Origin of the sequence: Antiquaquibacter metalliresistens, assembly GCF_029211225.1 — a bacterium.
In the GTDB taxonomy this organism is placed as follows: domain Bacteria; phylum Actinomycetota; class Actinomycetes; order Actinomycetales; family Microbacteriaceae; genus Rhodoglobus; species Rhodoglobus metalliresistens.
The window spans coordinates 425,771-448,695 of sequence record NZ_JARGEM010000002.1 but is presented as its reverse complement, the minus strand read 5'-3'; the positions used below and the strand labels follow the sequence as shown (position 1 = coordinate 448,695).

Genomic DNA, 22,925 nt, shown 5'->3' with positions numbered 1-22,925 from the left:
AGGCGGCAGTGGCCGCATCCGTTCGCCGAAGAAAGTCATCGTCGAGCCTCGACCGTTTCGAGGCGGTCGGGCGAGAAGAGGGGAGCGTTCTGCGACGCATGGGGGCCGTCATGGCCCCCGCAAGTACCACCAGCCTAGCAGTCGCGACCGATATACATCCGTGTACCCCGTTCGGGTAGGACCCACACTGGGGAGTTTCGGGGTACAAAGTGCTGCCCGTAGCCTCGGAGGCGGCAACCCGAAGCCGTCGCACAACGATTGTGTTCCCAGGTTCGGCGCGCCGAATCTGGGGGGCTACATCGTGTTGTTCGCATGGGGAGGGCCGCGCAAGCGCGGAGCTTTCGCCGCCGTCGCCACGGCGCTGTCGACGTTCGTTGCGCTGAGCGTGCTGAGTCCGGTCGCGGCCTCGGCCGACGATCCGGACCCGCTCTTCGACCCCGTGCGGGTCGAGCTGCGGCAGGATGTCTCGCCCGCGCTCCCGACGGCGGTCGGCCCGGGCGAGCTCGTCACCTACGTCATGGGCGTCGCCTGCTCGAGCCTCGAGACCGACTGCATCGACCTGCGCGTCGAGGACACGCTTCCGGAACCGCTCGTGCTGCAGTCGGTGACCGTCGCCTCCGGCAGCGGTGCTCCGGATGCCCCGACCGCGACCGCGACCACCTCGGGCAACTCGTTCACCGTGACCCTCACCACCGATCTCGGCGGCGGCAACGTCGGCATGGTCGGTGGAACGAGCCTCGAGTTCACGGTCGTCGCCGCGGTGCCGCTCGATGCCGCCGCGGACTGGGACGCTCAGACCATCGTCAACACCGCGACCGCGACCGTCGCCAACCGAGACAGCGGGGACGTCGACACGGCATCCACACTGCTGGCGATCCCCACGGTGCTCGCCTCGACCGTCGATCTCACCATCTCGCCCACCACCGTGCCGGGCATCGCCGCGACCTCGGTGACGATGACGGTGGATGCCCGCAACACCGCCAATCGCGCCGTCGACGCGCTCGCGGTGCAGCTTCCGGCCTCCGGTACCACGCTCTTCGACTACGTGGCCGTCAGCGCGCTGAGCGTCACCACCTGGCCCAGTGGAGCGGACCTGGTGCAGGTCGACTGGCTCACGACGGGCAGCGGAACCTGGAACCTCGGCACCCCGCAGGCGACCGCGGCGCTGCCCTCCGGCGTCACGGCGAGCACGATCACCGGCCTGCGCCTGACCTTCACCTCCAGCTCGGGCGGCATCGCGCGCGACGCGGGCGCCGCCGTCTCGATCGCGGGAGTGCTGCGCAGCGCGGTCACCTCGATCAACCCGTCCGCGACGGTCGGCGCTGCGGCCTCGTCGTGGTCGACCTACGCGAGCGTCTCGAGCACTCCGGTCAGCGACAGCGCCTCGCTGACCATCAACCGGGTCACCGTGAACCCGGTCGCGACCAAGACGTTCACCGAGGCGAGCCTGCTCGGCGGCAAGAACACCCGCGTGACCCTCAGCGGCAGCAACTCGGGCAACTTCACCTTCTCGACCATGACCATCCAGGAACCGGCGGATGCCACCGCCAGCCTCGAGGACCAGGGACTCGCCTTCGTCTCGTGGGATGCCGCGCGCATCGAGTGGCCGGTCGGCGCGACCTCCGCCGCCGTCGGCTTCCTCTACGCGGACGCCTCGGGCGCCTACGCGACCGCGGTGTCGACGACGACGCGCAACACCCTGCCGGCGCCGGAGGACGGCCGCACCGTGATCGGCTTCCGTGTGGTGTTCACGGGCACCTCGATGACGCCAGGCCAGTACGCCACCGTGCCCTACATCGCCTCGACCTCCGCCGTCGCCGCCGACGTCACCACGACCGGCACCATGGCCCTGAGCGCGGTCACGACCACCAGTCAGACGGCATCCACGACCGCGGCGGCGGAACTCACCCGGCGCACCGCCCGCGTGAACTCCACCGTCGACAAGCTCCTGCAGCCCGACACCATCTACTCCGTGCCCGGAGCGTTCACGATCATCTCCCTGCCGGGCGGCGTCGACGACGAGCCCACCGGCGTCGCCGATCCCGATGGCCCCACCGGGTCGACCGTCGGTGCGACCAGGTTCGTCATCGCGGACACGGCGGACCCGGCATCCGATCCGTTCTGGGACAGCTTCGACATCGCCGCGGTGATCGCCACCGACGTGCCCGACGGCGCGGCCATGACGGTCGAGTTCTGGGATGGCGCGGCCTGGCTGCCGATCGATGCCGCGGCCACCGACATCGCCGGGCCCACGACCTGGTCGCGGTTCTTCACCCCCGAGGAGCGGGCGGCGTTCGGCGGCATCCGGTTCGTGTTCGAGCCGGTCGGGCCCGCGACCGAACTGCCCCCGGGCTTCAGCGTGCAGCCGAACATCAAGGCGGTGCTGCGCGACACGCTGCGCTCGGACTCTGGCACCACGGCCACGCCGCGCGAGACCGATTCCACGATCGTCAACGCCGTGCTGTCTCGGGTCGAGAACGTCGCGGCCACCCCCGAGTTCGCCGAGTTTTCCGACGACGCGACGCTCTCGCTCATCGGCATCCCGACCGGCGGAGGCGGTGGCGGCGGTGTGATCGACATGATCGACAAGGTCTGGAGCGCCTCGGCAAGCACCGGGGAGAAGAGCGTGCTCGCCCGCTCCGGCGACCGCATCTCCAGCACGATCTCCTGGGGCACCGGTGGTCTGCCGTTCAACTCGGTGACGATCAGCGACAGCGCTGCAGGCGTCTCCGGCGACCCGCAGGATGCCGCGGACACCGTCTTCGAGGCCTTCGACCTCGTGCGCATTCCGGCGATCTCGTCCACCGCCGACCCGCTGCTCACGTACGACCGGATCACGGCCGTCGAGCTGTTCTACGCCGGCGCGTGGCACGCGACCGAGACCAACCCGTGCGCCGCGAACGCGTGCGACGGTGCGTTCCCCGGCTACGCCCTGAGCGCCGACGAGCGCCGGGATGCCACGGGCGTGCGCCTCGTCGTCGAGGAGAGCCCGACTCGCGCCGCCCGCATCGGCAGCAACCCGCTTGCGCCGCTGGTCGGCAGCGGTGTCTCCGCGAGCGTCGGACGGTCGCGCCACATCACGCTGGAGTTCCAGCTGCGCGACACGCGGCGCTCGGACGGCAGCGCGGTGCTGGGTCTGACCCGCAACGCGATCTACAACTCCACGGCCGGCGTGGTGGTGAACACCGCGGGCATCGTCGGAACCGCGGTCGGCGGCACCGAACGCCGCGATCAGGGCAGCGATTCGGTGTCGATCATCGACCGCCCGATCAATGCGGCCGCCACCAAGACCTGGACCGACGGCCCGCTCGGCATCCCGCCCGTCGGCACGCCGCAGGAGCTCTACCCGAAGGCGCGACTGACGGTCTCGGCGCAGAACACCTCGACCATCCGCGTGAACCAGCTCTCGATCTCCGAGCCGAGCGGCGGCACCACACCGTTCGAGTACGTGAACCTCGCGCGCATCGTGTCGATCACGGTGCCCTCCGGCGCCACCTCGAGTCGGGTCATCCTGCAACCGCTCGGCACTTACGACATCGCTGACGCACTCGCCCTGTCGGCCACCACGCTGGCCGCGGTCACGAGCATCGAGGTCGTGCACGAGGGTCGCATCGCACCGAGCGCACGGACCACGGTGACGCTCGACACCCAGCTGCGCGCCACGGTGCGCACCTCCGGTGCCGACTCGACCGCCCGCACCGTCGACAACAGCACGCTCGCGAGCGTGGTGGACCCCGCCGGGCTCAGCGACCCCGCGAGCGGATCCGACAACACCGTGACCGCCTCCGCATCGGCGACGATGCAGATCGCGGCCTTCGAGTACGGCGCCGCGGCCACCAAGACGATCGTCGCGAACACCACGTCCACGGCGCTGGCTCCGGCGATCCAGTACGGCGGCTCCTCGGCCAAGGCGACGGTCACCATCGGCGGTCGCCCGACGGGCAACGTGCGCACCACCCGCATGGTGATCGAGGACTCCTCGCCCACGTTCTGGAACGCCTACCGCTTCGATGCGTTCGCGAGTTCGCCCTTCGCCGCGCCGATCAACACCGTGCAGGTCGACGTGCTCGTCGGGGTGACCTATGAACTCGACGGCAGCACACTGGTGGCCAAGTGCGGCGGCAGTGCGGATCTCGAGCTCTGCTGGCACAAGGGCACACCGTCGTCGAGTCTCGCGCTGCCGACGGTCGCCGGGGCCACGAAGGACGACATCCGCGGCATCCGGCTCACCTTCACGCGCTCGGACTACGCGGCATGGGAGCGGCCCTACAACCCCGAGCAGTTCGTGAACTTCACCGTCGACCGCCGCGCGACGCTGGTGTGGACGCCCGCGGGCACGACCACGCCGGTGCCGTCGACGCTCTACACGTTCCCCGACCCGGCACCCGGCGAAACGGCTCGCGCCACCTTCACGAATGCGGTGAAGGTCACGGTCGAGGCGGCCGAGAGCGCCGACGACACCAGCCCGCTCTGGACCGCCAACCAGTCGTCCGTGCGGGCGATCACCTACCAGCACCTCCCTGCTCGCATCGAGGTGCGCAAGGGACCGACCGGCGGTCAGACCCTCGGTGCCGCGATCCCGTTCGCGATCACGATCAAGAACACCGGCTCGAGCGGCGACAAGGCGCTGACCGGTCTAGTGGTCGGCGATCACATCCAGGGGGATGCCTCGGGGCCGATGCTCGAGATCCCGAAGGATCCCGACACGGGCTTGGCCTACGACGCAGCACACGCCTTCAGCTACGTGCTCAAGAACGCGGCGGGCGTGACCCAGCCCGCCCCAGCCATCGTCGCGACGATCGGCACCCCTTCGCCTGCCGGACTGGATCTGGAGTTCCGGATGCCGGCGGGCAGCAGTCTGCCCGTGGGCTGGACGCTCACGATCAACACCCCGCTGGAGTTCCGCGCGCAGCTGATCGCGGACACCCCGGTCACGAACGCCGTCACGGTGGTCACCGACCAGGTGCTCGACTCCTGCGATCGCTACGACAACGCCTCCACCTCGCCGACCAGCCAGCAGACCTTCGTGGCCGAGTGCGGGGCCGAGACGACCGTGCGGCCGATGCCGAGTGCTCCGATGACGATCATCAAGGGCGTGCGCGGCGTCGGTGCGGGCCCGCTCGCCGACGACGGCACGCCGCTCGGATTCGATGACCTCGGCATCCTGAAGACCCAGACCAGCAACCCGACCGTGTGCGACGCCGGACCGAACCTGACCGTCAACGGCAACGGGTACTACCGCTACCCCTGCGTGCCGATCACTCGCCCCGGGGGCACCGAGGAGTGGGTCGCGAAGTTCACGAACAGCGGCAACGTGCCTGTCGCGAAGGTCGTCGCGATCGACCTGCTGCCCACCGGCGGCGACACCGGTGTGATCATCAACGAGTCGCGCGGTTCGAAGTGGACGCCGAAGCTCTCCGAGTACCCCGTGCTCAACGGCGCGCCGGCGGGTTCGAGCCTCACCGTCTACTACACGAAGACCAGCGGCGTGGCGACGCCGCGGTGCAACGCCGCCGACATCCAGTACGAGATGGGCATGGATGCCGACTCGAACCCGAGCATGTCCACCGAGAACCTCGTGTGCCTCGACAGCCGCGCGCACATCGACGACGTGCTCGAGCGCGACTGGCAGGTGCTCGACCCGGCAGCGACCCCCGAGTTCATGGCCGACATCGTCGCCCTCAAGCTCGTGGTGACGATGCCGTCCGGCCTCGGCCCGGGCTCCGCGGTCTCCGTGACCTATCGCTCGACGACGGCCGCCCAGGTGGACATCGCCGAGTCGACCCTCGCGCGCGACTCGGTCGCCTACAACTCGATTGCGGGCGCGGCCGTCGGCATCGGCACCGACGCGGATTCGCAGCCCATCGACCTCGCCTACCGCTTCGTGACCGAGCCCAGAAAGGTGGGCGTCGCGCTCGCGACCGGCCAGGTGCGGCTCGCGAAGTCGGTCACCGGCACGGCGACGGCCTATGCCCCGTCGACCTTCGCCCTCGCGCTGACCTGTGTGTCGGCGGGCGAGACGATCACGCTCAAGACCTCCACGGGTGCCCTGCGCAGCCCGTTCACCGTCACCCCCGGCACGGAGTTGCTGGTCGAGGGCATCCCGCTCTACGCACAGTGCACCGTGAGCGAACCGACGAACTACGGGCAGACTGCGACGTCGATCTCCCAGGAGGTGCTGCGGGCGGAGGCGGCGCTCGATGCCCTGATCGGCTCGCAGGTCTCCAATGCGCATCCCGCGTTCGGGAGTGAGAACCGGCCCGCCATCGAGTCCTCGACCGTCACGAACACCTACACCTCGGCGAGCCTGACAATCACGAAGACCGTCGACAACGGGGGCGCGGTCAACCAGGCCGGCACGCCCATCGCGTATCGATCGGCGCCGTTCACCGTGTCATGCACGTTCGACAAGGGTGCTGGAGCGCAGGCCATCACGCTGAGCTCCGGGGATGCGAGCTTCTCGCTGTCGCACGGCGGCACGAAGACGATCACCGGGCTCGTCGCCGGCGCGGTCTGCACCGTGACCGAGACCAGTGCACGTGGGGCGCAGAGCACCACCACCACGGTCACGCAGAACGAGGCGACCGGGTCCGCCGCTTCCGGCACCGCGCGCATCGTCACGCTCGCCCCCGCCGCGAACACGGTGGCCTACACCAACACCTACGGCGTCTCGAGCATCACGTTGCGCAAGACGGTGGCCGGCGATGCGGCAGACACCTGGGGCAACCGGTCGTTCATCGTGAACGTGACCTGCACCAACGGCAACGCGAGTCCGACCACGGTGTGGAACGAGAACATCACGCTGACGAAGTCGGGCACCACCCAGATCGCCGACCGGCTCGTCTCGGCCGCGATGGCCGGGGGCTCGGAGTGCACGGTCACCGAGACGGACGCGAACGACGGCGGCGCGACCTCCAAGAGCGTGCCCGCGAAAGCGACGACGCTCACCGGGTCGAGCCGAACCTTCACGGTCACCAACACCTTCTCCAACGCGAGCCTGACCGTCACGAAGGCGGTGCAGACCTCGGCGGTCGACGAGGCGAACGGCTCGGTCTACGTCGCCGACTCCTTCGACTTCACCGCGACCTGCACGTGGGAGGGCCAGACGGTGCTCGCCCTGCAGAGCTTCACGCTCGACCGCGTCGGCACGACGAGCAAGACCTTCAGCGACCTGCCCGCCGGCGCGAGCTGCACGGTGACCGAGACCGACACCGGCGGTGCCGACTCCACGACGATCGTCACGCGCGACGGCACGGTCAACGCGACCACGGCCGTGACGACGCTCGTCGCCGGCGCGAACAGCGCGGCGGTCACGAACCGCTACGCGGTCTCGAGCTTCACGGTCACCAAGGACAGCGTCGGTGGCGGCGCCGCGCAGTTCGGGCAGGGCCCGTTCACCATCCACGTCACGTGCACCGCACCCGGCGGCGGCAACGCCTTCGACGACGACATCGTGCTCGCCGACGACGAGAGCCGCACGATCGAGAACCTCGCGGACGGCTCCACCTGCAGCGCGACCGAGGCAGACGATCTCGGTGCGGATGACACGACCATCGTGTTCGACGCCGGCGATGTCGTCACCGGCTCCATCGTGACGGTCACCAAGTCGAACCCGGGTCACGCCACCATCCAGAACTGGTATCTCACCGGCTCGATGACCGTGACCAAGGTGCTCGACGGCGACGCCTCCGACTTCGGCGTCGGACCGTTCACGGTGACGATCGAGTGCACCCGTGACGGGCAGTCCATCGTGGTCACCGATCCGGAGCGCGACCTGCTGCCCGGTGCGCTGTCGACCACGTTCACCGGTCTGCCGTCGGGCGCGAGTTGCACGGTGCGTGAGTCCGACGCCGCCGGCGCCTCGTCGAGCTTCATCGCCACCGACGTCAGCGTGCCCCTGACGACCGACGTCGCCGCGGGTCACGCCTTCCTCATCACGGTGGATGGCGCGATCCACAGTGAGCAGGCGCAACCGACCGTCTTCGTGGTCAACCGCTATCAGACCGCGAGCCTGGTGGTCACCAAGCAGATCTCGAGCACCGCCGTCGATCAGGACGGCACCGCGATCGAGTACGGACCGTTCCCCGTCGAGGTGCTCTGCGAGTTCGAGGGCGCGCCGGTCTACGCGACGCCGGATGGCACGGTGTTGGAGCCCGGCATCCCGCTCGAGATCACCGGGTTGGTGCGCGGTGCCGAGTGCACCATCACCGAACTGGACCAGATGGATGCCGCGGGCACCACCATCCGCACCGAGATCGCCGGTGTCGGCCTCAGCCGCCCCGGCGCGAGCGCGACGGTCGTGCTCGCCTCCGACTCCGGTGGCGAGTCGCGCAACCTCGTCGAGATCGACAACGCCTATGACTCCGGCAGCGTGACCCTCGCGAAGATCACCGACGGCGATGGGGATGCCTGGGAGCCCGAGACCTTCGCGGTGCGTCTGATCTGCGTGCTCGACGACGCGACCGGCGAACGCACCGTCTGGGACGAGACGTTCGCGCTCGTGGCCGGTGACGATCCCATCGAGCTGGACGGCATCGCGGCCGGCGCCGAGTGCACGATCACCGAGACCGCCACCGGTGGCGCCAACGCCACGAGCGTGTCGATGGACGGCGTGAGCACGGCCGGCACGTCGGCGACCTTCACGAGCGCCGCGGACGACACCCTGCCCGTCACCGTGCGCAACACGTTCAGCCTCGCCACTGTGACCGTGACCAAGGAGCGCACGGGCGGCTGGGACCTGTGGGGCGACGGTCCGTTCGAGGTCTCCCTGCAGTGCACGCGTGACGTCGACGGCTCGACCGTGCCGGTGACCGTTCCGGGCGGCGCCACCCGGGAGCTCGCCTCCCCGACGTACGCGGCCGACTACGAGGGTCTGCCGCTCGACGCCGAGTGCGAGCTCACCGAGACCCGTAGCGGCGGTGCGACCGCCTCCACGCTCCCGGATGTGTTCGCGGTCGATGCGGTCGAGACCGAGGTGGCGGTGAGCAACGACTTCGCCGAGGGCTCGATCGATGTCACCAAGACGGTCACCGGCGACGGTTCGATGCTCTACGGTGAAGGGCCGTTCATCGTCACGCTGCAGTGCACGCGCGATGTCGACGGAACGGACGAGGCCATCGAGATCCCGTTCGGCGAGACCCGCACGCTCGATGCCGACAACGGCTATGCGGACTCCTTCACGCGGCTTCCGGCCGGCGCGGAGTGCGTGCTCGAGGAGACCGGCATCGGCGGCGCCTCGGTGGCGGCCGACCCGGTGAGCGTCACCGTCGTCGCCGATGACGCCATCGACGTCGCGCTCAGTAACGAGTTCCAGCTCGGCATGCTCATCGTGACCAACAAGGTCACCGGATCCGACGGGCCGGCGCACGAGCACCTCACGTTCGTCGTCGAGCTTGCGTGCACGCTCGACGTGAACGGCAAGGACCGCAGCATCGAGATCCCCGGTGGCGCGAGCCGGGAGATCCTGCACATGGAGAGCATCGAGTATGTCGACCTGCCCGTCGGTGCCGAGTGCGAACTGACCGAGACGGTGACCAACGACGCCGAGGAGGTGATCATCGAGCCCGGCGAGACGAGCAAGGACTCGACGGTCTCGCGGCGCACGGTCAGTTCCAAGGTGGTGAGCACGAGCCTGACGACGCTGTCGATCGGCCTGGATCCGGTGCGGTTCGATGTCGTCAACGTCTACACGCTGGCCCTGCCGAACACGGGTCGCGCTCTGCCGCCGATCGTGCCGATCGGCCTCGCCGGGCTGCTCGTGGCGTTCGTCGGTGTGGCGATCGTGGCGGCGGACCGCCGTCGCCGGCGCTCCTAGACCCAGGTGGTGGCGAGCCGTCGCATCTGCACGGCTCGCCACTGCCAGAACGCCCAGTAGACGGGCCACAGCACCACCGTGAACACCCCGGCGCTGAACTGCAGGCGATCCCGGTAGAGGGTTCGCCCGTGCGGCGCGGGGGAGACCGCCATCGTGTGGTGCCACTCGGTCACGACCGCGAGCGGGCCATCGAGGGCACCGCCGTCATCCCGCATCACGCGCACGTCGTCGTGCCGTGTCGGGAACGAGATGGTGATGGACTGCTCTCCGATCGGCAGCACCCCGAACGCGCGCACGCGAACCGGGTGGGCGCCCGCCGCCCAGCGTTCCGGGAATCCCTGCGGCTCGAGCGACTCGAAGGTCGTGAACGGCGCAGAGACCTGCGCGAAGGTCGCTGGGCTGCGGATGGCGTTCCAGGCGGCATCCGGCGGGCAGTCGAGCACGAGCTTCAACAGGATGCGCATGTCACCATCATGCGCTCCGCTAGCCTCGAACGGTGAGCGATCCACGCAACCAGACCAAGTATCAGGTGCGCTTCGACTGGGGCCTTGCGGGCGCCGCCGCGATCGCGCCCGGCTCGCACATCGTCGTCTGGGCGGATGCCCTGCCCGAGCCCGTCGCGGATCCGCTCGCGCTCCGGCACGACGGCGCCCTCATCACCGGCAGTGTGGGATCGCGCACCGCCGTCGCGCAGTGGATCCTCGCCAAGCAGGTGGAACTCGGCGGTCGCGCCGTGGTGGCGGTCGTCGCCGCCGGTGGGCCGGATGGCCGCTTCGCCGTCGAAGACCTGCTCGCCGCCGGTGCGGTGATCGACGCGCTCGCCGAGGTCGGCATCGACTTCACCTCACCGGAGGCCGCCGCAGCGGCCGGCGCCTTCGCCGGGCTGCGCAACGCGACCGCACACGTGCTCTCGGCCTGCGTGAGCGGTCAGGAGGCGGGGGCGGGGGCCGTGGCCGCCGCACGCGAGGCGAACGCGCGGGCCGAGTTCGGCATCCTGCGGGAATTCGGCCCGTCCGCCTAGGGTTGCACCCATCATGAAGGCCGTACTCGGAGACACCGTGCTCGCCGAAGCACCCCAGGAAGAGCTCATCAAGATCGAGGGCAACTGGTACTTTCCGCCGTCGAGCGTGAACGCGGACCTGCTCGAGAAGAGCCCGACGCCGTACACGTGCCCGTGGAAGGGCGAGTGCCAGTACTTCTCGGTGCGCAACGGCGACGAGCTGCTGCAGGACCGCGCGTGGAGCTACCCCACCCCCTACCCGACCGCGTTCGACCGCGTCGGCAAGGACTTCTCGAACTACGTGGCGTTCTGGAAGGAAGTCACGGTCGTCGAGTAGTCACTGGACGTCGGTGACCGAGGCGTTCGCGCGGTAGGCGCGCACCTTCGCCCGGTTGCCGCAGCGCTGCATGGAGCACCAGCGGCGGTTGTTCGAGCGCGATCCGTCGTAGAAGACGAGGGCGCAGTCGTCTGCCGCGCACTCGCGGATGCGGTGCCGGGCATCCACGGAGAACAGTCCCACCGCCTCGCGGGCGATCTCGGAGAGCGCCTGGCCCACACGTGCGCGCGATCTCCCGGCCTGGCGTCGTCCTCCGTCGAGCACGGGCGGGATGTCGGGGGTCGCCGCGAACAGATTGACGACGTCCACGTCGTCGCCGTCCGGCTCCACGCCGCGGGATATCCCGGTCGCGAGCCGCGCGATCGCCGACCGCAGCGCGCGGGCGTCGGTGAGGTCGCGATCGGTGGCCGCGGCATCCAGCCCCTCGAATCGCTCGCCGAGCCACTCCGCGAGCTCGGTGGGCGTGTGCCAGCGCTCCCACTCCGGTCGCGCCTGACCCATCGCGCCCGTGTAGGCGAAGTCGAGTGCGATCGCGCCGGAATCGAACCACCAGCGGTGACCGTCGGCGCTGCCCGCGAACCACTGGCCGTTCGGGCGGGGTGTCGTCGACGCTCGCATGTAACCAATATAGTTGGTTACGTGAGCACGACGGGATCGACCAAGGACGTCGGCTGGGAGGTCGGCGTGCGCGCGACCGTGGCCGCACCGATCGAGGTCGTCTGGCCCTACCTGCTCGGCGAGGGACTTCGGATCTGGCTCGGCGACATCGAGGCGCTGCCGATGCTCAAGGGCGAGGCCTACCAGACGCGCGACGGTGTGCGCGGCATCATCCGCAGTCGCACCGAGGGCGTGCGGGTGCGACTCGGCTGGCAGCCCGAGGACTGGCCGCATGACACCACCCTGCAGATCACGGTGAAGGCCGCCGCCGCCGGCACGACGATCGCGGTGCACCACGAGAAGCTCGCCGATCGGGAGGAGCGCCGCATGATGCTCGGCCACTGGAAGACCGTGGTCGCCCAGCTGGCGCAGGCGCTCACGCCCTGATCGCGCGGTCTCGCTCGACCCACGTGATCGCGTGGCGCGCGTCGAACGTGCGCGAGCACTTGCCGCAGGCCAGCGGACGCGTCGGTCGCCGGTAGCGGTAGTGCACATGGCCGGCGGGGCAGGTACCGATCCAGCGCGCCATCTCGTCGGCGATGGCACCGCCGTGCAGCCTCTTGCCCTCGTAGCCGAGCTCGACTGCGACGGCCTTCCACTTCGGCCCGTGCCCGGCGCGTGTGCCGGCGATCGCGTGCGCCACCTCGTGCAGCAGCACCTGGTGGATTTCGTCGTCCTCGTACTTGGCGGCCAGATAGCGGGACACCGTGATGCGCTTGGCGGTGTAGTTGCACAGCCCCGCGCGCGTCTTCGCGTTGTCGAAGCCGAAGGTCCAGCTGCGGTCGAGGTGCAGGTCGATGAGGGCGTCGGCCCAGCGGCGCACCCGATCGAGATCGGCCATCAGCTCGCGCCCGGCTTCTCGCGGAAGATCATCCCCGGCGGCGGCGACCCGGTGGCCGTGGTGTCCGTGACGACCGGGGTGCCACCGATGAACTCGCGCAGTTCGGCGCCGGCTACGACCTTGGAGGGGTGCGGACCCGCGGCCAGCAGTCGGGGCATCCAGTCGAACGGCAACTGCGCTCGCGAGCCGACCATCACGAGGTTGCCGAAGCGGCGGCCCTTCAGAATCTGGGTCTCGGCGAGCACCGCCACCTCTGGCAGCACCGCGGCGAGCGTCGCGGCCTGCCCGCGAGCGAACGCGAGGCCGGGGCCGTCGGCGACGTTGGCCACGAGGATGCCGCGTGCCGACAGCAGCGCGACCGCCTCGGTATAGAACTCCACACTCGTCACGTGGGCGGGCGTCTGAGCCCCGCTGAACACGTCGACGACGATGAGGTCGACAGTGCCGCGCAGCCCTGCCGGCAGCCGGCCGAGTACGTCGCGCGCGTCCCCGTGACGGATGCGGATCGACGCCTGCTTCGACCAGGGCAGCTCGGCGCGCACGAAGTCGACGAGGTCGGACTCGAGCTCGATGACCTGCTGCCGGGAGCCGGGACGGGTGGCCTCGACATATCGGGGGAGCGTGAGTGCGCCGGCACCGAGGTGCAGTGCCGTGATGGGCTCGCCGGGCTCGCCGATTCGATCGATCACGTGCCCCATGCGCTGCACGTACTCGAAGAACAGCTCGCTCGGGTTCTCGAGATTCACGTGTGACTGCGGTGTGCCGTTGACGGTGAGCGTGTAGGCGCCGTTGACCCAACGGTCGGGGGTGATCGTCGCCCGGTAGCCGCTCGCGGCGAGGGTGCGCTCGGGGATCTCAGTCACTCGTCGAGGCTACCCGGTAGGTATCCGCACACGTCGGGTAGGTAGGCGGCCGGGCGGCAGTTGAGCAGTGGATGCCCATCCGCTCGCCCCGCTCGAACGCGAGTCTTGGGGCATACCGATTCCAACCCAAGGAGAGTCAGAATGCATCGCACCACCCGCGGCATCGCCGCCGTCGTCGTCGTCTGTTTCGGCGTCGGCATCGCGCTCGGCGGCTGCAGCTCGATCAAGGACGTCATCGACGTCGCCACACCCATCGCCGAAGCCCTCAACGATCAGTCGACGTGGATCGAAGTTGGCGACTGCTTCAACGAGCCCGGCGGAGATGTCGTCACCGACATCCCAACCGTGCCGTGCACCGAGCCGCACGACTACGAGGTCTACGCGGAGTTCGACATCGACCGCGCGACCTTCCCCGGTGACGACGAGGTGTTCAGCCTCGCCGATGAGGGGTGCTACGGGCCGTTCGCGGGCTACGTCGGTCTCGCGTTCGAGGAGTCCTCCCTGGACTACAACTACTACGTGCCGACCGCCGACGGCTGGAAGGAGTACAACGACCGCCAGGTCTCTTGCATCCTGTTCGATCCGGCGGGTCAGATCAGCACCTCCCTCGCGGGCGCGGCGCGCTAGTCGGTCGCGAAGGCCAGCGCCTCGTCCACGAGCCGGATGCTCGTGGCGAGGCGCTCTTCGCGTGAGCCCGTGACGAGCGCCCAGGGCTCGCGCCGCGCCTCGAGCTCCTCGACGAACCATCCCTGCATGGCTTCGCGCAGGTTCTCGCCGTCGCGAATGCCGTCCTGTTCGAACGGCACGCCGTGCACGTCCGCGAGCAGGTAGAGCGCCCGCGGCGGCAGCACCGGCAGCGCGTCGAACGCGGCCGTGCTGCCTGGGCCGAGGTAGCGGCGCTCCCACACCTGGGTGGCGAACGCGTCGGTGTCGCAGAACAGCACGGGGGAGCGCGTGGATGCCGCGGCCGCATCCTCACGACGCTGCTGCTCCAACGCGATCCGCACGAAATCCACCGCCGTCCACTCCGCGCTCGCCGCCTCGCCCTCGGCCGCGACCGCGCCCTGGCGCTCCAGCAGCAGCTCGGTGTACTCGCGGCCGTACTCGGGCACCCAACGCGTGTCGGCCCAGTCGCCTCCGCGGGCGCGGAAATGCTCCGTCAGCTCGCGCGCGAGCGTCGTCTTTCCGGTCGATTCGGCCCCGACGAGCACGATCCGGGCGGGTTCTGCAGCCATGGTTCCCGACCCTATCGCGCGTCCCGATCGGTCGAGTTTCTCGGATAGACAGCAGCGTCTATACACTCAGCGGAGCAGACGGAGAGGACCGGGTCGGTGACGCTCTATTCGAAGCTCGGCGGTGAGCCGGCGCTCGCCGCTGCGGTGGACGAATTCTACGAGCGCATGCAGGCCGACCCCGAGCTCTCCGTGTGGTTTCACGGGGTCGATCTCGAGATCCTGAAGGCGCACCAGCGGGCCTTCCTGATGGTGGCGCTGGGGGGACCCGAGGACTACTCCGGGCGCAGCATGCGCAACGCGCACGCCGGGTTGCACATCACCGATCACGCGTACACCCGAGCACTGCAGCATCTGAGAGGCGCACTCGCGGCCGTCGGCGTGGAGCAGGAGCTCATCGAACGCATCGTGCGTCCGGTGGAACAGCTGCGCGCAGCGATCGTCGAACCGCGGTAGACAGCGCGGCGAGGCTTATACCGGAGAGCGCGAATCTGGTCAAGGGAATACCTTGCGCACGCGTCAGGTTGCGCCTATAGTTGTTCTTTGCGCTCCCATACCCCATGCCGTCATATTGTGGACAGCTGGCGCGCCCCGAGTATAGCGGCGGGGCAGATCTTCGGTGGGGAATTCCGGGAGCGATCCACTACCGACAGTACCGGGCCGACGGGCCCACACGGAGGGTATTTCCTTGGCTGCTGCGCGCAACGCGTCCACCAAAAAGTCCACAAAGAACGGTCGCAACGCATCGCGACTCTCGTTCGCCAAGATCACCGACACGCTGACGGTTCCCGATCTGCTCGCACTGCAGACCGAGAGCTTCGACTGGCTCGTCGGCAACGAGATCTGGAAGCAGCGCGTCGCGGAGGGTGAGGCCGCAGGCCGAACCGACCTCGCGACCCGCAGCGGCCTCGAGGAGATCTTCGAGGAGATCTCCCCCATCGAGGACCTCGGCGAGACGATGCAGCTCTCGTTCGCGGAGCCTGAGCTCGAAGAGCCCAAGTACACGATCGACGAGTGCAAGGAGCGCGGCAAGACCTTCGCCGCCCCGCTCTACGTGAACGCCGAGTTCATGAACCACCTCACCGGTGAGATCAAGACCCAGACGGTCTTCATGGGCGACTTCCCGCTCATGACCGAGAAGGGCACGTTCATCATCAACGGCACCGAGCGTGTCGTCGTGTCCCAGCTCGTGCGCTCGCCCGGCGTCTACTTCGACCGCACCCCCGAGAAGCTCTCCGACAAGGACATCTTCTCGGCGCGCATCATCCCGAGCCGCGGCGCCTGGCTTGAGTTCGAGATCGACAAGCGCGACCAGGTCGGCGTGCGCATCGACCGCAAGCGCAAGCAGTCGGTCACCGTCTTCCTCAAGGCCCTCGGGCTCACGAGCGAGGAGATCCTCGAGGAGTTCAAGGGCTTCCCGTCGATCGCGTTGACCCTCGAGAAGGATGCCATCCTCACCAAGGAGGAGGCCCTCAAGGACATCTACCGCAAGCTCCGTCCGGGCGAGCAGGTGGCCGCCGAGGCCGCGCGTGCGCTGCTGGACAACTTCTACTTCAACTCCAAGCGCTACGACCTCGCCAAGGTCGGCCGCTACAAGATCAACCGCAAGCTGGGCCTCGACGCCGACATCAAGCAGTCGGTGCTCACGATCGAGGACATCATCGCCACGATCAAGTACCTGGTGGCGCTGCACGACACCACCTCGCCCGATGTCACCATCGGCGAGAACGGCGTCGCGACGATCAAGGGCGTGCGCGACGGCAAGAAGGTCGACGTGCGCCTCGACGTGGACGACATCGACCACTTCGGCAACCGTCGCATCCGCGCGGTGGGCGAGCTCATCCAGAACCAGGTGCGCACCGGTCTGTCCCGCATGGAGCGCGTCGTTCGCGAGCGCATGACCACGCAGGACATCGAGGCGATCACGCCGCAGACCCTGATCAACGTGCGCCCCGTGGTCGCCGCGATCAAGGAGTTCTTCGGAACCTCGCAGCTCTCGCAGTTCATGGACCAGAACAACCCGCTCGCGGGCCTGACCCACAAGCGTCGCCTCTCCGCGCTCGGCCCCGGTGGTCTGAGCCGCGAGCGCGCCGGCGTCGAGGTGCGTGACGTTCACCCGTCGCACTACGGCCGCATGTGCCCGATCGAGACCCCGGAAGGCCCGAACATCGGCCTCATCGGTTCGCTCGCGTCGTTCGCGCGCATCAACGCGTTCGGGTTCATCGAGACCCCGTACCGTCGCGTCGTGAACGGCAAGGTGACCGACAAGATCGACTACCTCACCGCATCCGAGGAGGACGACTTCATCGTCGCCCAGGCGAACGCCCCGCTCACCGCGGACGCGCACTTCGCCGAGCCCCGCGTGCTCGCCCGCAAGAAGGGCGGCGAGGTCGACCTCATCCCGACCGAGCAGATCGGCTACATGGATGTCTCGCCCCGCCAGATGGTGTCGGTGGCGACGTCGCTCATCCCGTTCCTCGAGCACGACGACGCGAACCGCGCCCTCATGGGTGCGAACATGCAGCGTCAGGCCGTGCCGCTGCTGCGTTCGGAGAGCCCGCTCGTCGGTACCGGCATGGAGGGCTTCGCGGCCATCGACGCCGGTGACGTGCTCACCGCCGACAAGGCCGGTGTCGTCTCCGAGGTCTCGGCCGACGTCGTCACCGTCATGCTCGACGAGGGCGGCACGCAGGACTACTACCTGCGCAAGTTCGACCGCTCCAACCAGGGCACGAGCTACAACCACCGGGTCATCGTCAACGCGGGCGACCGTGTCGAGGCCGGCGAGGTCATCGCCGACGGTCCCGCGACCGAGAACGGCGAGCTCGCGCTCGGCAAGAACCTGCTCGTGGCGTTCATGCCGTGGGAGGGTCACAACTTCGAGGACGCGATCATCCTGTCCCAGAACCTCGTGAAGGACGACGTGCTCTCGTCGATCCACATCGAGGAGTACGAGGTGGATGCCCGTGACACCAAGCTCGGCAAGGAGGAGATCACTCGCGACCTCCCCAATGTGAGCCCGGAGCTGCTGGCCGATCTCGACGAGCGCGGCATCATCCGCATCGGCGCCGAGGTTCGCCCCGGTGACATCCTCGTCGGCAAGGTCACGCCGAAGGGCGAGACCGAGCTGTCCGCCGAGGAGCGCCTGCTGCGCGCCATCTTCAACGAGAAGAGCCGCGAGGTGCGCGACACCTCGCTGAAGGTTCCGCACGGTGAAGAGGGCACGATCATCGCGGTCAAGGAGTTCAACGCCGACAACGACGACGAGCTCGGCTCGGGCGTCAACCAGCGCGTCGTGGTCTACATCGCCCAGAAGCGCAAGATCACCGAGGGCGACAAGCTCGCCGGCCGCCACGGCAACAAGGGTGTCATCGCCAAGATCCTGCCGGTCGAGGACATGCCGTTCCTCGCCGACGGCACGCCGGTCGACGTCATCCTGAACCCGCTCGGCATCCCCGGTCGCATGAACTTCGGCCAGGTGCTCGAGACGCACCTCGGCTGGGTCGCCAAGCAGGGCTGGGAGGTCGACGGCTCGCCCAAGTGGGCTGAGACGCTGCCCGACCACGCCCGCAAGGCCGCGCCCGGCACGAAGGTCGCGACGCCGGTGTTCGATGGTGCGCTCGAGACCGAGATCGAGGGACTGCTCGACTCCACGACGCCCACGCGCGACGGTGAGCGGTTGATCGACTCGACGGGCAAGACCCGCCTGTTCGACGGCCGCTCGGGCGAGCCCTTCCCGGAGCCCATCTCGGTCGGCTACATGTACATCCTGAAGCTGCACCACCTCGTGGACGACAAGATCCACGCGCGCTCCACCGGTCCGTACTCGATGATCACCCAGCAGCCGCTTGGTGGTAAGGCGCAGTTCGGTGGCCAGCGCTTCGGTGAGATGGAGGTGTGGGCGCTCGAGGCATACGGCGCCGCATACGCCCTCCAGGAGCTGCTCACGATCAAGTCCGACGACATCCTCGGCCGCGTGAAGGTGTACGAGGCGATCGTCAAGGGCGAGAACATCCAGGAGCCCGGTATTCCGGAGAGCTTCAAGGTGCTCATCAAGGAGATGCAGTCGCTGTGTCTGAATGTCGAGGTGCTCTCGGCCGACGGCAGCGTCGTCAACCTGCGCGACACGGACGACGAGGTCTTCCGTGCCGCCGAGGAGCTCGGCATCAACATCTCCACCCGCTTCGAGTCCTCGTCGATCGACGAGATCTAAGCGGACCGGCACAGGTTTACGGAACTAGAAGAGGATAAGAATTGCTCGACGTTCACGCGTTTGACGAAATCCGTATCGGTCTCGCCACCGCCGACGACATCCGTCGTTGGTCGCACGGTGAGGTGAAGAAGCCCGAGACGATCAACTACCGCACCCTCAAGCCCGAGAAGGACGGTCTGTTCGGTGAGCAGATCTTCGGTCCCTCCCGGGACTGGGAGTGCTCCTGCGGCAAGTACAAGCGAGTGCGGTTCAAGGGCATCGTGTGCGAGCGCTGCGGCGTGGAGGTCACCAAGTCCTCCGTGCGTCGCGAGCGCATGGGACACATCGAGCTCGCCGCACCGGTCACGCACATCTGGTACTTCAAGGGTGTGCCCAGCCGTCTCGGCTACCTGCTCGACATGGCGCCGAAGGACCTCGAGAAGGTCATCTACTTCGCCGCGTACATGATCATCTCGGTGGATGAGGAGGGCCGTCACGCGGACCTGCCCGGCCTCGAGAACGAGATCCGTCTCGAGATCAAGACGCTCGAGGGCCAGCGCGACGCCCGCATCGCGGAGCGCCTCGCCAAGCTCGAGGAGGACCTCGCGGCCCTGGAGGCCGAGGGTGCCAAGAGCGACCAGAAGCGCCGCGTCAAGGACGGCGCCGAGAAGGAGATGGGTCAGGTTCGTCGTTCGTTCGACGAGCAGATCGGTCAGCTCGAGCGTGTCTGGGAGGACTTCCGCAACCTGAAGGTCGGCGACCTCAAGCCCGAGGATGCCGTCTTCCAGGAGCTGCAGGACCGTTTCGGTTCGTACTTCGAGGCCTTCATGGGCGCCGAGGCGATCCAGAAGCGCCTGCAGGCCTTCGACCTCGCCGCCGAGAGCGAGAAGCTCCACGACGAGATCGCCAACGGCAAGGGCCAGAAGAAGATCCGCGCGATCAAGCGACTGCGCGTGGTCAACTCCTTCCTGCAGACCGGCAACTCGCCGGCCGCGATGGTGCTCGAGGTCGTTCCGGTGATCCCGCCGGAGCTGCGCCCGATGGTGCAGCTCGACGGTGGCCGCTTCGCGACCTCCGACCTCAACGACCTCTACCGTCGTGTGATCAACCGCAACAACCGTCTGCGTCGCCTGCTCGACCTCGGTGCCCCCGAGATCATCGTCAACAACGAGAAGCGCATGCTGCAGGAGGCCGTCGACGCGCTGTTCGACAACGGTCGTCGCGGTCGCCCCGTGACGGGTACCGGCAACCGCGCCCTCAAGTCCCTGAGCGACATGCTCAAGGGCAAGCAGGGTCGCTTCCGCCAGAACCTGCTCGGTAAGCGCGTCGACTACTCGGGTCGTTCGGTGATCATCGTCGGTCCGCAGCTGAAGCTGCACCAGTGTGGTCTGCCCAAGCAGATGGCGCTGGAGCTGTTCAAGCCGTTCGTGATCAAGCGACTCATCGACCTGAGCCACGCGCAGAACATCAAGTCCGCCAAGCGCATGGTGGAGCGTTCGCGCCCGCAGGTGTGGGACGTGCTCGAGGAGATCATCCGCGAGCGCCCCGTGCTGCTGAACCGTGCACCCACCCTGCACCGCCTGGGCATCCAGGCCTTCGAGCCTCAGCTCGTCGAGGGCAAGGCCATCCAGCTGCACCCGCTCGTCTGCGCGGCGTTCAACGCCGACTTCGACGGTGACCAGATGGCCGTGCACCTGCCGCTGTCGGTGGAGGCGCAGGCCGAGGCGCGCGTGCTCATGCTCGCGAGCAACAACATCCTGAAGCCGTCCGACGGTCGCCCGGTGACCCTGCCCACACAGGACATGATCATCGGTCTGCACCACCTGACGACCCTCAAGGAGGGTGCGACCGGTGAAGGCCGGGCGTTCTCGTCGGTCGCCGAGGCGATCCTCGCGTTCGACCAGCACACCCTGGACCTCAACGCCAAGGCGCGGATCCGTCTCGAGAACGTGCACTTCGCCGAGGGCGAGGCCCCCGAGGGCTTCGTGCAGGGCAAGACCGTGCTCATGGAGACCACGCTCGGTCGCGCGCTGTTCAACGAGGCGCTGCCGGCGGACTACCCGTACATCGAGGCCGTCGCCGACAAGGGACAGATCTCCGCGATCGTCAACGATCTCGCGGAGCGCTACCCCAAGGTGGAGGTCGCCGCTGCGCTCGACCGCATCAAGGACGCCGGTTTCCACTGGGCGACCCGCTCCGGTGTGACCGTGGCGCTCTCCGACATCGTGACCCCGCCGACCAAGCCCGCGATCATCGCCGGGTACGAGAAGCAGGCCGCGAAGGTGCAGGACCAGTTCGACAAGGGCCTCACGACCGACGCCGAGCGTCGTCAGGAGCTCATCGAGATCTGGAACAAGGCCACCGCCGAGGTCGCGACCGCGATGCAGGAGAACTTCGCTACCGACAACAACATCAACCGCATGGTGTCGTCCGGTGCTCGTGGTAACTGGATGCAGGTGCGTCAGATCGCCGGTATGCGAGGCCTGGTGTCGAACCCGAAGGGTGAGATCATCCCGCGCCCGATCGTGCACTCCTACAAGGAGGGCCTCACCGTGGCCGAGTACTTCATCTCGACCCACGGTGCCCGTAAGGGTCTGGCCGACACGGCACTGCGTACCGCGGACTCGGGCTACCTGACCCGTCGTCTGGTGGACGTCTCGCAGGATGTCATCATCCGTGAGGACGACTGCGGCACCTCGAAGGGTCTCGACCTGACGATCGCGGCGAAGGGCGCCGACGGCGTGCTGGTTCGCGACTCGAACGTCGAGAACTCGGTCTACGCCCGCAGCCTCGCCGAGGACGCGGTCGACGCCAAGGGCAAGGTCGTGGCGCCCGCCGGCAGCGACATCGGCGACGTGCTCATCGAGACGCTCATCGCCGCAGGCATCGAGCAGGTCAAGGTGCGTTCGGTGCTCACCTGCGAGTCCGCCGTCGGCGTGTGCGCGGTCTGCTACGGCCGTTCGCTCGCGACGGGACTCCTCGTCGACATCGGCGAGGCCGTCGGCATCATCGCGGCCCAGTCGATCGGCGAGCCCGGCACGCAGCTGACGATGCGTACCTTCCACACCGGTGGTGTGGCATCCGCGGACGACATCACGCAGGGTCTGCCCCGCGTGACGGAGCTGTTCGAGGCCCGTACCCCCAAGGGTGCGAGCCCGATCGCCGAGGCCGCTGGTCGCATCACGATCGAGGACACGGATCGCGCTCGCCGCATCATCCTGACCCCCGACAACGGTGACGAGCCGATCGCCTACCCGGTGCTCAAGCGCGCCACCCTCCTCGTCGAGGACGGGCAGCACGTCGAGCTCGGGCAGCAGTTCCACGTCGGAAACCTCGACCCGAAGGAGGTGCTGCGCGTCAAGGGCGTCCGCGCCGTGCAGCAGCACCTCGTCGACGGCGTGCAGGGCGTGTACCGCTCGCAGGGCGTGCCGATCCACGACAAGCACATCGAGGTCATCGTGCGCCAGATGCTGCGCAAGGTCACCGTCGTCGACCACGGCGACACCGGCCTGCTCCCCGGCGAGCTCGTTGACCGGCTCAAGTACAACGAGCTGAACCGCGCCGCGCTCACCGAGGGTCGTGCGACCGCCTCGGCCCGTCAGGAGGTCATGGGTATCACCAAGGCATCCCTGGCGACCGAGTCGTGGCTGTCGGCCGCGTCGTTCCAGGAGACCACGCGTGTGCTCACGCAGGCCGCCATGGAGGGCAAGTCCGACCCGCTCGTGGGTCTGAAGGAGAACGTCATCATCGGCAAGCTCATCCCCGCCGGCACGGGCCTCCCGCGCTACCGGGATGTCTCGGTCGAGGCGACGGACGAGGCGAAGGCCGAGCGCTACCCGAACCGCATCTTCGCGGATGACGGCGCGTTCACCGAGTCGGACCTGAGCTTCGTCGACTTCGACAGCTTCTCGACCGACGACTTCACGCCGGGCACCTACAACTAGTCGCAGGCATCACGAGAGGGCCTCTGCTTCGGCAGGGGCCCTCTT

13 protein-coding genes are annotated in these 22,925 nt (G+C 68.4%); 8 read left to right on the top strand and 5 right to left on the bottom strand.

Annotation, left to right across the window (positions count from 1 at the left end; genetic code table 11):
* The first annotated feature begins 301 nt into the window (after positions 1-301).
* Positions 302-9,814: a DUF5979 domain-containing protein gene (locus PYV02_RS05090; RefSeq protein WP_275756825.1), complete on the top strand. Its 9,513-nt coding sequence runs from the start codon at positions 302-304 to the stop codon at positions 9,812-9,814.
* Here PYV02_RS05090 and PYV02_RS05085 read toward each other — a convergent pair.
* Positions 9,811-10,278: a hypothetical protein gene (locus PYV02_RS05085; RefSeq protein ID WP_275756823.1), complete on the bottom strand. Its 468-nt coding sequence runs from the start codon at positions 10,276-10,278 to the stop codon at positions 9,811-9,813. The genes PYV02_RS05090 and PYV02_RS05085 overlap by 4 nt on opposite strands.
* A gap of 32 nt (positions 10,279-10,310) precedes the next feature.
* Between PYV02_RS05085 and PYV02_RS05080 the strand changes: the two genes are divergently transcribed.
* Together PYV02_RS05080 and PYV02_RS05075 are read left to right on the top strand one after the other, a co-directional pair.
* A complete protein-coding gene (locus PYV02_RS05080) occupies positions 10,311-10,835 on the top strand; it encodes a 2-phosphosulfolactate phosphatase (RefSeq protein ID WP_275756821.1) in 525 nt (174 codons plus the stop codon).
* 13 nt (positions 10,836-10,848) lie between these two features.
* Positions 10,849-11,151 (top strand): DUF427 domain-containing protein, encoded by a 303-nt coding sequence (locus PYV02_RS05075; protein WP_275756819.1) that lies wholly within the window; start codon positions 10,849-10,851, stop codon positions 11,149-11,151.
* On the opposite strand, the gene PYV02_RS05070 is transcribed toward PYV02_RS05075, so the two are convergent.
* The gene (locus PYV02_RS05070) at positions 11,152-11,769 is read right to left on the bottom strand and encodes a CGNR zinc finger domain-containing protein (protein ID WP_275756817.1); all 618 of its coding nucleotides are present in this window, start codon (positions 11,767-11,769) and stop codon (positions 11,152-11,154) included.
* Positions 11,770-11,790: 21 nt separating this feature from the next.
* Between PYV02_RS05070 and PYV02_RS05065 the strand changes: the two genes are divergently transcribed.
* Positions 11,791-12,195, top strand: a complete 405-nt coding sequence (locus PYV02_RS05065) for an SRPBCC domain-containing protein (protein ID WP_275756815.1) — start codon at positions 11,791-11,793, stop codon at positions 12,193-12,195.
* On the opposite strand, the gene PYV02_RS05060 is transcribed toward PYV02_RS05065, so the two are convergent.
* Positions 12,185-12,649 (bottom strand): SprT-like domain-containing protein, encoded by a 465-nt coding sequence (locus tag PYV02_RS05060; RefSeq protein WP_275756813.1) that lies wholly within the window; start codon positions 12,647-12,649, stop codon positions 12,185-12,187. The two genes, PYV02_RS05065 and PYV02_RS05060, sit on opposite strands and share 11 nt — an antisense overlap.
* Entirely contained in the window at positions 12,649-13,512 is an 864-nt protein-coding gene (locus PYV02_RS05055; protein WP_420833594.1) for a spermidine synthase, read from the bottom strand. The genes PYV02_RS05060 and PYV02_RS05055 overlap by 1 nt, the downstream gene beginning before the upstream one ends.
* Before the next feature lie 141 nt (positions 13,513-13,653).
* Between PYV02_RS05055 and PYV02_RS05050 the strand changes: the two genes are divergently transcribed.
* Positions 13,654-14,139: a septum formation family protein gene (locus PYV02_RS05050; protein ID WP_275756811.1), complete on the top strand. Its 486-nt coding sequence runs from the start codon at positions 13,654-13,656 to the stop codon at positions 14,137-14,139.
* Here PYV02_RS05050 and PYV02_RS05045 read toward each other — a convergent pair.
* Positions 14,136-14,747, bottom strand: coding sequence for an ATP-binding protein (locus PYV02_RS05045; RefSeq protein WP_275756809.1), 612 nt, complete (start codon positions 14,745-14,747; stop codon positions 14,136-14,138). The two genes, PYV02_RS05050 and PYV02_RS05045, sit on opposite strands and share 4 nt — an antisense overlap.
* Before the next feature lie 96 nt (positions 14,748-14,843).
* Here PYV02_RS05045 and PYV02_RS05040 point away from each other — a divergent pair, with 96 nt between their 5' ends.
* The 3 genes from PYV02_RS05040 (at position 14,844) to PYV02_RS05030 (ending at position 22,880) form a co-directional block, all read left to right on the top strand.
* Complete coding sequence (locus tag PYV02_RS05040) at positions 14,844-15,200, top strand: group I truncated hemoglobin (protein WP_275756808.1); 357 nt, start codon at positions 14,844-14,846, stop codon at positions 15,198-15,200.
* A gap of 232 nt (positions 15,201-15,432) precedes the next feature.
* Positions 15,433-18,957, top strand: coding sequence for a DNA-directed RNA polymerase subunit beta (gene rpoB, locus PYV02_RS05035; RefSeq protein WP_275756806.1), 3,525 nt, complete (start codon positions 15,433-15,435; stop codon positions 18,955-18,957).
* Between the two features lie 41 nt (positions 18,958-18,998).
* Positions 18,999-22,880 carry a DNA-directed RNA polymerase subunit beta' gene (locus PYV02_RS05030; RefSeq protein WP_275756804.1) on the top strand — a complete coding sequence of 1,294 codons (3,882 nt, stop codon included), beginning with the start codon at positions 18,999-19,001 and terminating at the stop codon, positions 22,878-22,880.
* Positions 22,881-22,925 lie beyond the last annotated feature (45 nt).